Here is a 13,209-nt window from a genome sequence, read left to right as displayed (position 1 = left end):
GCATCGAGATCAGAATTGCCGCTTCCTGAGAGCCGACATCCCAAGCGACCACGCTGAGGGTCGTGGTTGCCGGGAGCAGTCATTCGGTGGAAGCTGGATAAATGTCCGCTTTGCGCCGCCAATTACGGACTTCCGCTGACGCCGGCCCGCTGTCAGGACGACCTGCTCGTGGGCGGTGGCGTAGAAGGAACCAACACCTTCCGGTTTTCCGCCACGGCCGGAGAGGGCGATTTCCCTACGCTCGCAGATTTGGTGGCGCGCTTCGATGGCGTCGCGCTCGACACGAATAATGATTTTGGGTTCCGGGGCGACGCGGCATGACCGGGAGCGTGGAGATCACGCTGGCGGGATCGCGTTGCTCGGCGCCGATGACCTTTTCTTCATCACGTGACTGACGCCCTCGCCCATCTGTTGCACGTTGCGGCTGGCAGGCGCAAAATGGCGGCGACATGGCGAGCCAAGGGCGCGCAGCCGCTACTCGAGCTTCGGAGACAGACTATGGACTGGACCAAGGGACGCGGCCGGCAGATCCTGATTGCGGGTGCGGTGGGGGCCTTCGCCCTCCTGCTCGGCATGGAGGCGGTGAGGGAGGATGAGGTGGTGACCCTCACCGAGCTGTTGACGGAAGCGGCGGGCATTGCACTTCTCGTAGGCTGCTCGGCCTGCGTTGCGCTCCTGTCCTCGCGCCTGCGGGAGCAGGAAGCGGAAAGCTTCGACATGCGCGATGAGATTGCGCGAATCCGTGAGCGCGACACGCAGTGGCGGGCCGGCCTGGATGACCATTTCCAGGAACTCGGCGCCGCCATCCAGCGCCAGTTTGCGGCTTGGGGTTGCACCCAGACGGAGCAGGAGGTCGGGCTCCTGCTGCTCAAGGGCTTCAGCCACAAGGAGATCGCGCGAATCCGGGGAGCAAGCGAAGCGACCATTCGCCAGCAAGCGACTGCGCTCTACCACAAGGCTGAGCTCTCGGGCCGCGCGGCGCTCTCTGCCTATTTCCTCGAGGAGTTGCTTCTGCCGCCGGTGCCGTCGAACTCCTTGGAGGCTCGCAACGGCCTTGCTCGTCCCGAGATGTCGAGCCGGCCGGCCGCTTCGCGCCGGGCGTAGCGCGGAGCTAGCTCCAGGGTCACGGGCCGTGCGCTTTCTTGCCTCAGTTCTCACCGGCCTGGGGTTGCTTGTATTCTCAACTCCAGTACTGGCCGAAGATCCAGTAGCGGAGCTGGTCGAGGGCTGCGCGGCGCCCTGTGTCAGTTACGAACTATCTACGGAACTTCAAAACGACTGGATTTTTGCGGCCGATCCGTCATTCCTGACGTCCGACGTGCTTCAACCGACATTCACAGCCGATTTGCTTTTCGCGCCGACGGATTATCTGCAACTGGAGACTTCCATCATCACCGAGCCGGTGGTGGACTCGGCGCCCGGCGAGAATACGGTTCTTGAAGGAATTGGCACCTACGTAGCCGAACTGTATACCGTGATCGAGGCAGGTCCCGCTACCACGCGGGCCGGAAAATTCGATACGATCTTCAGTCTCGCCAGCGAAGTCGCGCCAGGGATCAATGCCACGGAACTGGTGTCGGATTTCGACGCGGACGAACGTCTAGGCGGGGAAATTGTTCTCCGCTTCGAAAACCTCGGGTTGAACCATGCTTTGGCAGCGACTGCATTCACAACCGATCGCACGATCCTCAGCGAGTCGCTCTTTACCAACCGGGGCCGGGCCAGCCTGTCGGATGGCGGCGCGGGCAACACAAAGGGCGTGTCGTCGTTCTCGGTAACTCTTGATGGCTGCGAAGGTTCGGAAACAGCCGATTGCTATTTGGACGGCGAATTTGGCTACAGGTTCGGCTTTCGGTATCAGAGGGCCGGGCATCCTACCGAGGAGGACATCGAAGACGACGTTAAGCTTGGTGACGAACTTGCCTACCTCGCCGCCGCGACCAAGAGTTTCGAACTGGACGAAATGACGCTCAGGCTGCTGGGCGAAACGTCGTATCTTCGGCATTTTGACGGCCGCCAGGACGATGCCCTGGTCGTCACGGGCTCCGCCGCGCTCGACGTAGACTCCTTAACCTATATCGCGACCTACACGGAGCAGACGAACCTGGTCGCCGGAGGTCCGGATACCCGCGATTACCTAGCTGATTTCGAGGTCATATATTCGTCCGACGACAATACGCCGTTCGTTGGATCAAAATGGCAACTCGCCGCCGCCTATACGTTCGCGCGGAATGCGGATCACGAAAACGCTCACATTCTCAGCGTGCGTGCGGTGTTCGATTTCAGCGGAGGTGTGGAGTTCGGCAGGTAGACTGCCGCACGTCGGCACGGAGATAAGGGCCCCAATTGCGTTCACGCATGATGGCCAAGGCGTCCCTTGAAGAAGCCCGTGAACGCCAAAATTGCCCTCCCTCGTTTTGGTCCGCCGCTGGCCAGCTTCAAGGCTTCACGCCCTCAGAGATACTCGACTGCAGTCCGTGACCGGGAAAGCTGTCATGCTAACTGCCGCCGGCAGGGCACTCACATCCGTAGGATGTGCCGTCTAGGGCTTTGAAAGGCTGAGTCTTTTTACCCGTCACGCCTGCCGGATTCCCGTGAGGCGGGAGCCAAGCCATGCTGGGGACTGCGGCGAGCGTCCGGCCGCGGACGCGCCCGCGACGCGATCCACCTCGGAGGACATTCCCATGGCCATTTTACCCGACTTCGCCGCCGCCACGTTCGGCAATTCCACGAATATCGACAACACGTTCTTTCCGCTGCCCGGCGGCACCATCAACAGCTACGGCGCCGCGCTCATCGATCCCGAGACCGGCGAGGAGGAGACGGAGCGCAACGATCACTTCGCCACGTTCGAGACGAAGATCATCGAGGGCGTCGAGACGATCGTCGTCCGCGATACGGCCTATGCTGACGGCGTTCTCGTCGAGGACACGCTCGACTGGTACGCGCAGGCCGATGACGGCAATGTCTGGTATCTGGGCGAGATCGCGACGAACTACAACTACAACGACGAGGGCGAGTTCATCGGGACCGACTTCGGCGGATCGTGGGAGGCAGGCGTCGACGGCGCCGCGCCGGGCTGGATCATGCGCGCAGCACCGATGCCGGGCGACAGCTATTTTCAGGAGTTCTACGCCGGAGTGGCGGAGGATGAAGGCAAGGTGATCGCGACAGGCCTCGACGTCGAGACCGACTTCGGCTCCTTTCACGGTGTCGTCAAGATCCTCGACACTTCGGGCCTGGAGCCCGGCGTGGGCGCCTACAAGTACTTCGCGCCCGGCATCGGCCTGGTGTTGGAGGAGGAGGTCGTGTTCCCGGAGGACGAGCCCGAGCTCGTCATCGAGATCACGAACAGGCGCGAGGTCGACGTTTCCGCCCCCGTCGATCCGACGGAGCTCGCCTTCGCGGGAGACGGCGCTGCCAAGACCATCACCTTCATCAGCGAGGACGCGAGCACCAACGGCGCGATCGGCGCCTACACTTTCGACACCGCGACGGGCGAAATTGGCGAGGCGCGCATCCTCTTCGCCGACACCGAGGACGTGAAGGCGGGCGCCCAGGCGACGATGGCAGTCGCGGCCGGGCAGTCGCTCGGCCTGTTCCTCATCCCGGATGTCGAGGAACTCGGCCTCGAGCTCGAGGACTACGCAGACGGCGGCCTCTTCTTCCGCAACTTCACCTCGGGCGATGTCGCCGACGTTTACGACGGCGACGACGCGACGACCTACACGCCTGGCCCGGCCACCATCTACGACCGGGTGGCGCCGGTCGTCACCGATGCCGACGGCAACCTGCTGCCGATCCGGGCGTTCCATTCGGTCGGCAACCGCGACGGCTTCAACTTCCTGAACCCGGTGGCCGGCGAGAACGCCCTTGCAAGCGATATCGACGACGGCCTCGCCGGGGTCGAGGTGGTGAGCTTCGAGGATGGCCTGGCCAGCACCGAGGACTTCGACGGCGATTTCGACGATGCTTTCGTTGCCGTTAGCGATGCGCCGCTCAGCGGCGAGACAGTCAATGCCCTGGTTGAAGCAACCGGCATCAGCCGGCGGGTCGGCACGGACGGCCCGGATCGGCTCGTCGGAACCGATGAGGACGATCAGCTCATCGCGCTCGACGGCAATGACGTGATCCGTGGTAGCGGCGGCGGCGACCAGATCGAGGCCGGCGACGGCAACGATCGTGCCTATGGCGGCGCCGGCGATGACGAGATCTCCGGCGAGGAGGGGCACGACCGGCTGTTCGGCGACGAGGGCGACGACGAGATCGATGGCGACGAGGGTCGCGACAGAATCCAGGGCGATGCGGGCGATGACGAACTCGCAGGTGGCGAGGGTAACGACCGGCTCTGCGGCGGCGATGGCTTCGACGAGCTCAAGGGCGGTGAAGGCGACGACCGGCTCCAGGCCGGCGGCGACGGTGCGCGGATGTCCGGCGGCGCGGACGACGATACCCTCTTTGGCGAGGCCGGCGCCGAGGATGTCTTTGTCTTCGACCTGATACCTTTCGGCAGTGACCTGATCCGGGGCTTCGAGAACGGCGCCGATCGCATCGAGATCGCGACCTATACGGGCGTCGAGAGCTTCGAGGACGTCGCCGTCACGCAGGACGGACATTCGACCGTGCTGAGCTTCGCGGAGGGAACCGTAGAGATCGCCAATTTCGACTCCGCGCTGATCAATGCCTCCGATTTCTTCTTCGTCTGACGCGCGGGCGGGGCGCGGTCTCCCTGGCCGCGCCCTTGCCCATCGGCTGGAAGGAGTCACCTGCAAGCGCTACAAGCGCAGCACGGCGCGTGAAGTTCTGATTAATAGTAAGGAATAGGGCCGCATGGGCCGGCGCCGCTTGCTCCGCGGTCATTGGCCCTAAACTTGCGGCGCCTCTCCCGAAAATGAACCGGATGCTTGGCGCGAGCGCCAAAAAGGCCTCTGTCAAAGGAACCATGATGTCCGCTTCAATTGCCCCGCAACCTTTCAATCAGCGAAAGAGACTTCTTGTCGTCCAGGGCTTGAGCATCGCGGCGATCGGATCGCTGTTGTTCTCTCGACCAGGCTGGGACGAAGCATCGACCCTTCATGAACTTATCGAGATGACAGGCTTTGTCCTGATCCTCGTCTGCATATTCGGAAGATTGTGGAGCATCCTATATGTCGGGGGCCGGAAGAACACCGAGTTGGCGGTAAACGGGCCATACTCGATCACTCGCAATCCCCTGTATCTGTTTTCGATGATTGGAGCATTCGGCATCGGCCTCATGTTCGGGTCGATCATCGTTGCCGTCGTTCTCGGAGTGTGCACCTACGCGGTTTTCGGGATGACCGCTAGAAAGGAAGAGGCGTTTCTTCTGGGAAAGTTTGGCCCGAAATACGAGGCGTATGCGGCCAGAACACCACGGTTCTGGCCCAAACTATGGCTTTATCACGACGAGCATCAGCACACGTTCTCCACGAAAGCGCTAAGAAGCACATTCTTCGATGCTCTCTATTTTCTCGCGGTCTTTCCAGCCATCGAAGGCATCGAATACCTCCAGGTGATTGGTTATCTGCCAACCTATTTCTGGCTATTCTAATCCCAAGGTCGAGGCAATCCGCCGTCGCCAACTTGCCTACCATTTAGCCTTTGGAACCCACTAGAACCGCGCCTGTTGCGATCAATATAACACCTACCCAATTCGACAACGACGAGTGCTCCTTGAGGAATGTCACTCCGAACATCGCCACGAGCACGACGCTCAGTTTGTCGATAGGGGCAACGCGTGCCGCATCTCCCAATTGAAGCGCACGGAAATAGCAAATCCACGACGCACCTGCAGCAAGCCCCGACAGGCCGAGGACAGGTAGGTCCTGCTCGAAATAGAGCTAAGCGGCTGGAACTGTTGGTGGCCGCAAGGATCGTCCCAAGGACTAACAGAATAACAATGGTACGGATGAAGGTGGCGAAGTCCGAGCTAACGTTCTCCACTCCGACCTTGGCGAAAATAGCGGTCAGAGCGGGGAAGCAGCCGAGAGCACCGCCCAGGACTGCCACGAGAGGAGAAGGTACTTCACACTTCTTACCCACAAATTGTACCGATCAGGAACGGCGGCGTCCAGCGCGACAAGCAAGTAAGCCGCTGTCGCGAGAGGTTGAAGACGCGCCCCATCATTACGGCTGTCACGTTCGCCCGCAAAGATGTTGCCGAGCGCAGCCCCGCTTTTTTTGGTGCAACTTGCTCGTTGGGTGGGACAGAAGGCAGCTTTCCACACTAAGCTGACCATCGTGCAGTCCGGCCGAGAGGTCCGGTTCGGTCAGGTTATGACGATGCTCACGCCGACATGAACGTCCGCTCTTGAAGATCCGCAGCCTGAAGCTGCCAGTCCGCTCGGCCCCAAACGCGACGTCTGAGTAGCACAATGACCGCTCTTGGCGCTTTTCTGATTTTTGAGCGACGTCAGCTTTCGCCCAAACTGCATCAGCCCTCACACAGCCAAGCTCCCCTGCGCCACCTCCTCCGCATTAGGATCCCCCGGCGCCGTCGCCCAGGCCAATTCCACCAGCGTCACTGTCCGCCTCCCGACCCCGTCAAGCTGGCATACGATCAGCCCCTGCTCCTAGATATAGGTCAGCAGGCGCCGGGCGCGGCGCAGCGAGTGCGAACCATAGGCGCGGGGCAATCGCCGCGTCGCTGGGGCAGGACCAGCCTTCCTTGGCCGCGCGGGCGATCATCATGAACACACCTTGCATATCCTCGGGCAGCAGCGAGGCGCAGGTCGTCCTCAGGAGGGATAGCTAAGCGGTCGGCCGGAAATAGCCGATGTCGCGCTTGCCTTGCCGCGAAACATGCCGTCCGTCAGGCCCCTCCACAGCATTAATCATCGCGCACGTTCCCCCGATCAGCGCGGAAATCAGCGTGGAGCGATCTCTGCGACGAGATCGTTCGTCGTCTTGACCCCAGCCATGAAGCCGGCGGCATTGAATTCGTTCATGACGAAGAAAGCGCCGACGCCGCGTGTCGGTGCAATCGCAACATAGAGAAACATCCCTTGCAGGCCGCCGCTCTTCTGGAGGATGAGCGGGCGATGCTCGTTGGGGAGCATGATGACCCATCCGAGACCCATGGCGTCCATCGGGCCGCCGTCATCCAGCCCCACCACCGACGCGAGCCCGTCCCGGTACAAAAAAGCCGCGTGGTTCACGAGGCGGAACTCGGCGTCGGCCGCGGAAGGCTTGTTGTCGACATGCCAGTTCATCCAGCGCAGCAGGTCGGCCGCGGTCGAGTACAATCCACCGGCGCATTCCATGGCTGTGCTCGTCGGCACGATTGGCATGGGGCTGCCGTCGAAGTTATGGCCCTGCATCAGGCGCGGCTCGTCGTCCGGCCTTGGGTTGAAAACCGTGTCTTTCATGCCGAGGGGATCGAGGACACGCTCCCGAAGGACCTCGGCATAAGGCTTTCCAGAGACATTCGCGAGCGCCGCTCCAAGGAGGTCGTATCCGAAGTTCGAATAGAGAACGGCGGTACCCGGCGTGAACAGCAGCGGATTGTCCTTGAGGGCGGCAATCTGCGCCTCTTTGGTGTTCGTAGAGAAGGGGTCGGAGGGGGGCGCCTCGGCCACTGGCACCTCCCGCGGAAGGCCGGAAGCTTGCGCGACGAGATCGATCAGGCGGAGGGCGTGGCCATCTTTCTCAGGGAGCGGGACGTCCCAGCCAAGGCGATCCTGCAGCCGGTCGGTGAGCTGTACCTTGCCGTCGATCGCCAGCGAGGAAAGCACACTGCCGCAGAACACTTTGCTCACGGACGCGATGCGGAACATTGTGTCGCCGTTGGGCACCTTTTCACTCCCGTCGGCAATCTTGCCGAAACCGGCCAAGGCCGTCTCGCCGTTGCGCACCGCGCCGAAGATCAGGCCAGGCACCTCGGTGGAGAGATACAGGATTGTACCGTTGAACTGCACCGCTTCCGTCAGCAGCTTGTCCTCGGCATGTCCATAAGAGGGAAGGGTGACGGCTGCGATTGCCGTCAAAGCGATGGCCATAAGTCGGCGCGATCGAGACAAACGCATTGCCAAATCCTTTGATGAAGCTGCAGAATAAATCTTCGGAAAAGAGCCGCCGCGTAGTATCTTACCATCTCTCCAGAAGCAGGAGATGTCAACAGAACGAACCGAGGGGGTAATCGGCGGCGGTAGCCGTAGTTTCGGCGGCTATTTGCGCTACAGTCCTGCCGTATTTCTTATCCTTCGTCAGTTGATCGGGGCTGATCTCTTCATTGGCAAACCGACGCGCGGGTAATTTAGAAGATATGTAAAGCGCCGTCGGCAGGAGGGAGTGCTGTAGCGTCGAACAACTTACAATAGGCGGATCTGCGTCGCGCCAATCGTCGTCGTATGATGAAGACCGGGCAGAAGAGTTGTGGCGGGCCAGCGAGGCCCTATCTGCGCAAAAAAAGACTCGCCGCTGTACCTGCCGCTTAGCCATACCTCGACTTTATGCGTGGCATTCCCCTTGCGCGCTCGGCCGCCGCCTCACACAGCCAAACTGCCCTGCTCCGCCTCCTCGACGTTGGGGTCGCCGGGTGCCGTTGCCCAGGCCAATTCGACGAGCGTCACGACCCGCCGGCCGAGACCGTCAAGCTGACACACGATCAGGCCCTGCTCCTCGATATAGGTCAGCAGGCGCCGGGCGCGGCGCAGCGAGTGCGAGCCGTAGGCGCGGGCAATCGCCGCGTCGCTCGGGCAGGGCCAGCCTTCCTTGGCCGCGCGGGCGATCATCATGAACACGCCCTGCATATCCTCGGGCAGAAGGGAGGCGCGCACCGAGACATCCTGCCACGCGTCATCGCCTGCCATATCGGAGCCGAGGCCGGCGCGGGCGCGTGTCAGCATGCGGCGGAATTCGGGCAGATCCGGCACGACCGAGGCGAGGCCTTCTATGCGGCAGCGGACCACGAACTCCTGATAGAGCACGCCGATGACACGGAACCCCGCATCGGGCTGCGCCAGCACGGCGCGCAGCACGCGGTCGACGCGCTCACGCCGCTCCGCCAGATCCTCGGCACTGATCGGCGGCTCCACCGGTTCGGGGCGGATTTCCAGCGCCGCCGACTTCGCCGCCATCAGCTGATCGAGCAGGTCCGGCGACGACCGGCGCTGCGGCCGGACAGTTTCCGGCGGCGGGGCTGCCAGGATGATGGCGCGCGCGTCCTCCAGTGCCGCTTCCGGCAGCGGCATCAGCCGCGGCGTGCCATTGCGCGGACTTGTATCCGTCGGGCCGATGCGCAAGCCGAGCGGACGGCGCGACAGCGCCGGGCCCAGCGCCATGAATTGCCCACGCTCCAGGTCGCGAAAAGCCTCCGCCTGCCGCCGCTCCATGCCCAGAAGGTCGGCGGCGCGCGCCATGTCGATGTCGAGAAAAGTCCGGCCCATGAGGAAATTGGAGGCCTCGGCGGCAACGTTCTTGGCGAGCTTGGCCAGTCGCTGGGTGGCGATGATGCCGGCCAGGCCGCGTTTGCGGCCACGGCACATCAAATTGGTCATGGCGCCGAGCGAGAGCTTGCGCGCCTCGTCCGAGACCTCGCCCGCCACTGCCGGCGCGAACAGCTGCGCCTCGTCCACCACCACCAGCATCGGATACCAGTGGTCGCGGGCGACTTCGAAAAGCCCGCCGAGAAAGGCGGCGGCGCGCCGCATCTGGTTCTCGGCGTCGAGCCCCTCGAGATTGAGCACCGTGGAGACGCGATGGATGCGCGCCCGCTCGCCGGCGCTCTGCAGGCCGCGCTCGGTATGCTCCTCGGCATCGATCACCAGATGGCCGAAACGGTCGCCCAGCGACACGAAGTCGCCTTCGGGGTCGATGATGGTCTGCTGCACCCAGGGCGCACTCTGCTCCAGCAGCCGGCGCAGCAGATGGGATTTGCCGGAGCCCGAATTGCCCTGCACCAAAAGGCGGGTCGCCAGCAGCTCCTCAAGATCCAGTGCCGCCGGGGCGCCCGCGGTCGTGTGGCCCATCTCGATCGCAACGGTCATGTCTCGACTCTCCTTGAGGAGAGGGCTTATCAACCGCATTACAGCCCGTCGAGCGCCGATGGCCGGCGGCACGGGGTTGCGCACAGGTCGACGCTGCGCGCGGTGTCAGTTCGCTGACGTAAGCATCACGGGCGCAAGAGGCTGTCTTCTGATCAGGACGATTGCCGAGAAAGCCAGTATTCCGAGCATGCCGACCGCAGCAGTCAACCAGAGCGATGGCTGGACGCCGATGCCTGCCATCGCCATGGCTAGGGCAAACGGCGCAAGCGCTGAAGAAAACTGACGCGCGGCCGTCACCCAGCCGAGCCGGGCGCCGTAGCGCTCCCGTCCGAACAGTTCCAGGGGCAGCGTGCCGCCGACGATGCTGGCGAGGCCCGAGCCCAATCCAAACAGGATGACAAAGGCGATGGCGCCAGGCACCGATGGTGTGGTCCCCAGCAGGGCGACAAGGCCGAGCGGTAGCAATGTCGCGCCGATGACCGCGAGCCAGGTCTGTGCCAGCCGGCCGCCGAACAGCATGTTGATCAACCGGCTCGCCACCTGGGACGGGCCAAACAGCGTGGTTACGACAAGCCCGACGGAGCCAAGCCCGAGCGCCGTCGTCAGCGGGACCATGTGAACGAGGATCGAGGAGAGGACAAAACCCTCGACCGCGAAGCCGCCAAGCATGAGCAGAAACACTCTGCTGCGGTCGCGCGCGGTGAACGCAACCGGACCGCCTGCCGACCCGATGGCAGCAGCTGTCGCCGAAGCGTTTTTGTCCACCCGACGCGACAGCCGCGCCAGCCAGGCATGGATGGGCAGGCAGATGGCGACATTGATGCCGGCATAGACCAAATAGACCTCGCGCCAGGTCAGGTATTCGTGCAGTGCCGCCGTCAGCGGCCAGAACAGGGTGGAGGCGAAGCCGGCGATCAGCGTCAGATGGGTGATGCTGCGCTGCGCCTTGGCGCCGCCGATCTGGACGATCGCGACGAAAGCGGCGCTGTAGAGCACGAAGGTGGACGCCAGCTCCATCACCATCAGCGCCGCCACGAAACTCACCCGGCCTGGTGCTATCGCGCAAGCGACAAGCGCTGCTGCGGCCGCAAGCGAGCCAAAGGTCATCACCCGGCCGGCGCCGAAACGATCGGCCCAGCGCCCGGCTGTCGGAGCAAACAGACCACCGACCAGCAGCGACGCCGACAAGGCGCCGAAAACCCATTGTTCCGGCCAGGCGAACTCTAGCGCGATCGACGGCACCAGGATGCTAAAACTGTAATAGAGCGTGCCGTAGCCGATGATCTGCGTCAGCCCCAACGCCCAGAGTGCGGCAGCCGGGATTTTCCGGTCGCTCATTGGGCGGCAATCTCGAGATCGCCGCTGCGCACTGCTGCGATCGCTTGCGTGCTGCCGCAGCCGCACCCAGACTTGCCGCTCGCCTTTGCCTTTGCATCGTCGGCACAACAGGCATCGACAGCAGCCGGCGCGGGTCCGCCGCAGCAACCCTGAGATGACGTGCCTGAAAGTGACGCCGGCACAGTGCAGACGCCGGTCTCGGGCAACACCAGTTGCACAGCATCGGCGGCAGCCATGTCGCCGGCGAGCGCCGCGGCGACCGAGCGGACCTGTTCATAGCCGGTCAGCAGCAGGAACGTTGGCGCCCGGCCATAGCTTTTGACGCCGACCGTATAGAAATCGGGCTCGGGGTGGCTGAGTTCGCGATGACCATGCGGTGGGACATCGCCGCAGGAGTGTTCATTTGGATCGATGAGCGGTCCGAGCGCCTTAACTCCTTCGAGCCACGGATCGAGGTCCAGCCGCAGCTCCCGGGTCAAGGCGAGATCGGGGCGCTGCCCCGTCGCGGCGATGATCCTGTCGACGGGGCCGAGCGTGCGCAACCCGTCCTTTGTCTGGCCTTCGACAATCAGCCGGCCGTCGACCTCGCGAATGGCAACCGTGGCAAAGCCGGTCACCAGCCGCACACGGCCGCTCTCGGCGAGCTGCCGGACATCGGAACCAAGCTCGCCCCGCGCCGGCAGGGCATCGGCATCGCCGCCGCCGTAGATGCGGACAAGATCGGTGCTGCGCGTCACCCATAGTGCCGAGGTGCCCGGTTCGGTTTGCGCGAGCCTGTCCAGTTCCAGCAAGGCGTTGGCGGCGGAATGGCCGGCGCCCACCACCAATGTCGTGCGGCCTGCATAGAGATGACGGTCGCGTCCCAGGACATCCGGGATGCCGTAGGCGATGCGGTCGCCAAATTCCCTCTCGCCTTCGGCCGGCAAGCCGCCCGCACCGAGCGGGTTCGGCGTCTGCCAAGTGCCGGACGCATCGATGACGGCACGAGCGCTGTCCCGGCGCGTGCCTTTCCCCGTTTCGACCAGAAGCATGAACGGCCGCGTCTGCCGCGCCTTGCTCAACACCTTGTCGGCCCCCCACCGGGAAATGGCGACAACACGGGCACTGGTCCCGATCGACGGCGCCAGTTCGGAAAGCTTTGCGAGCGGCGCGAGATACTGGTGGACGATCTCATTGGCGGTGGGGAATGCCTCCGGCTCCGGCATTTGCCAGCCGTGGCTCTCGAGAAGTTTTCGGGCGACCGCATCAACACAATAGCGCCACGGCGTGAAAACCCGCACATGGCCCCAGTCCAGAAGGTTCGACCCAACCGCGGAACCTGCCTCGTAAACTGTGACCGGAAGGCCGCGGCTGACAAGTTGGGCGGCGGCCGCCAGGCCGACAGGTCCGCCGCCGATGATGGCGACCGGGAGATCGTTTTCAGAAACCATGGCACACCTTCTATGTTTCTAGGATTATAGAAATATAGGCCAAAAAAGAGTTAAGCAGCCGCCTCGCCGACAGCCGGGCCGCATGCGGCATCGGCACAACATTCATCGGCAAGAAAGCCAAGGAGATCGTTCATCACAGGGTAATTGGCACGGCAAATCAGCGTCGTTGCCTGGCGTTCCTGGGTGACCAGGCCGGTCAGGATAAGCCGGTGGAGATGATGCGACAGGGTCGACGCAGCGATGCCGAGGGCTTCCTGCAGATAACCGACCGGTCGCCCGGCCTCACCTGCCCTCACCAGCGTACGATAAAGATTGAGCCGCGTCGGATTGCCGAGCGCCTCGAGCTGTTTTGCTGCTTGTTCGAGTTTCATGGAAATAAGCTAGCGCCCGCTGCCGGGTGTCGTCAAGCGCTATTTCCAAGGTTATCGAAGAACTAC

Annotated in this window: 10 protein-coding genes and 2 pseudogenes; 5 read left to right on the top strand and 7 right to left on the bottom strand. The window is 63.1% G+C overall.

Going from position 1 to position 13,209, the window contains the following annotated elements; all coding sequences use genetic code 11:
* Nucleotides 1–66: 66 nt before the first annotated feature.
* The 5 genes from AC0L14_RS18245 to AC0L14_RS18225 all read left to right on the top strand — a co-directional run bounded on the left by AC0L14_RS18245 (nt 67) and on the right by AC0L14_RS18225 (nt 5,569).
* A complete protein-coding gene (locus AC0L14_RS18245) occupies nt 67–321 on the top strand; it encodes a hypothetical protein (protein ID WP_133254785.1) in 255 nt (84 codons plus the stop codon).
* Nucleotides 322–498: 177 nt separating this feature from the next.
* Nucleotides 499–1,104, top strand: a complete 606-nt coding sequence (locus AC0L14_RS18240; RefSeq protein ID WP_473485843.1) for a helix-turn-helix transcriptional regulator — start codon at nt 499–501, stop codon at nt 1,102–1,104.
* A gap of 28 nt (nt 1,105–1,132) precedes the next feature.
* Nucleotides 1,133–2,311, top strand: a complete 1,179-nt coding sequence (locus AC0L14_RS18235; protein ID WP_473485844.1) for a hypothetical protein — start codon at nt 1,133–1,135, stop codon at nt 2,309–2,311.
* 373 nt (nt 2,312–2,684) lie between these two features.
* On the top strand, nt 2,685–4,706 hold the full coding sequence (locus tag AC0L14_RS18230; RefSeq protein WP_473525797.1) for a hypothetical protein: 2,022 nt from the start codon (nt 2,685–2,687) through the stop codon (nt 4,704–4,706).
* 185 nt (nt 4,707–4,891) lie between these two features.
* Complete coding sequence (locus AC0L14_RS18225) at nt 4,892–5,569, top strand: methyltransferase family protein (protein WP_244602857.1); 678 nt, start codon at nt 4,892–4,894, stop codon at nt 5,567–5,569.
* 43 nt (nt 5,570–5,612) lie between these two features.
* On the opposite strand, the pseudogene AC0L14_RS18220 reads toward AC0L14_RS18225, so the two are convergent.
* The 7 genes and pseudogenes from AC0L14_RS18220 to AC0L14_RS18190 form a co-directional block, all read right to left on the bottom strand.
* Nucleotides 5,613–6,047, bottom strand: a pseudogene (locus tag AC0L14_RS18220) (EamA family transporter).
* Between the two features lie 411 nt (nt 6,048–6,458).
* Nucleotides 6,459–6,744 (bottom strand): annotated as a pseudogene (locus AC0L14_RS18215) (ATP-binding protein); the annotation flags it as partial.
* 140 nt (nt 6,745–6,884) lie between these two features.
* Nucleotides 6,885–8,015, bottom strand: a complete 1,131-nt coding sequence (gene ampH / locus AC0L14_RS18210) for a D-alanyl-D-alanine-carboxypeptidase/endopeptidase AmpH (RefSeq protein ID WP_473485846.1) — start codon at nt 8,013–8,015, stop codon at nt 6,885–6,887.
* Nucleotides 8,016–8,504: 489 nt separating this feature from the next.
* Nucleotides 8,505–10,004, bottom strand: coding sequence for a helicase HerA domain-containing protein (locus AC0L14_RS18205; RefSeq protein ID WP_473525799.1), 1,500 nt, complete (start codon nt 10,002–10,004; stop codon nt 8,505–8,507).
* A 105-nt stretch (nt 10,005–10,109) separates the two neighbouring features.
* Nucleotides 10,110–11,342 carry an arsenite efflux MFS transporter ArsK gene (gene arsK, locus AC0L14_RS18200; RefSeq protein WP_473750259.1) on the bottom strand — a complete coding sequence of 411 codons (1,233 nt, stop codon included), beginning with the start codon at nt 11,340–11,342 and terminating at the stop codon, nt 10,110–10,112.
* Nucleotides 11,339–12,772 carry an NAD(P)-binding domain-containing protein gene (locus AC0L14_RS18195; protein WP_473750258.1) on the bottom strand — a complete coding sequence of 478 codons (1,434 nt, stop codon included), beginning with the start codon at nt 12,770–12,772 and terminating at the stop codon, nt 11,339–11,341. Before AC0L14_RS18195 ends, arsK begins: the two co-directional genes overlap by 4 nt.
* A gap of 50 nt (nt 12,773–12,822) precedes the next feature.
* A complete protein-coding gene (locus AC0L14_RS18190) occupies nt 12,823–13,143 on the bottom strand; it encodes an ArsR/SmtB family transcription factor (protein ID WP_123148885.1) in 321 nt (106 codons plus the stop codon).
* Between the last annotated feature and the right edge of the window lie 66 nt (nt 13,144–13,209).

This window comes from Mesorhizobium sp. WSM4841 (assembly GCF_055811515.1).
The sequence above is the reverse complement of the archived record's forward strand: the minus strand, read 5'-3'. Positions and strand labels throughout refer to the sequence as shown.

Excerpts from the sequence above, each read along its gene's own strand:
- AC0L14_RS18240 (WP_473485843.1), top strand. The coding sequence starts at position 499 with ATGGACTGGACCAAGGGACGCGGCCGGCAGATCCTGATTGCGGGTGCG.
- AC0L14_RS18230 (WP_473525797.1), top strand. The coding sequence starts at position 2,685 with ATGGCCATTTTACCCGACTTCGCCGCCGCCACGTTCGGCAATTCCACG.
- AC0L14_RS18225 (WP_244602857.1), top strand. The coding sequence starts at position 4,892 with ATGAACCGGATGCTTGGCGCGAGCGCCAAAAAGGCCTCTGTCAAAGGA.
- ampH (WP_473485846.1), bottom strand. The coding sequence starts at position 8,015 with ATGGCCATCGCTTTGACGGCAATCGCAGCCGTCACCCTTCCCTCTTAT.
- AC0L14_RS18205 (WP_473525799.1), bottom strand. The coding sequence starts at position 10,004 with ATGACCGTTGCGATCGAGATGGGCCACACGACCGCGGGCGCCCCGGCG.
- arsK (WP_473750259.1), bottom strand. The coding sequence starts at position 11,342 with ATGAGCGACCGGAAAATCCCGGCTGCCGCACTCTGGGCGTTGGGGCTG.
- AC0L14_RS18195 (WP_473750258.1), bottom strand. The coding sequence starts at position 12,772 with ATGGTTTCTGAAAACGATCTCCCGGTCGCCATCATCGGCGGCGGACCT.
- AC0L14_RS18190 (WP_123148885.1), bottom strand. The coding sequence starts at position 13,143 with ATGAAACTCGAACAAGCAGCAAAACAGCTCGAGGCGCTCGGCAATCCG.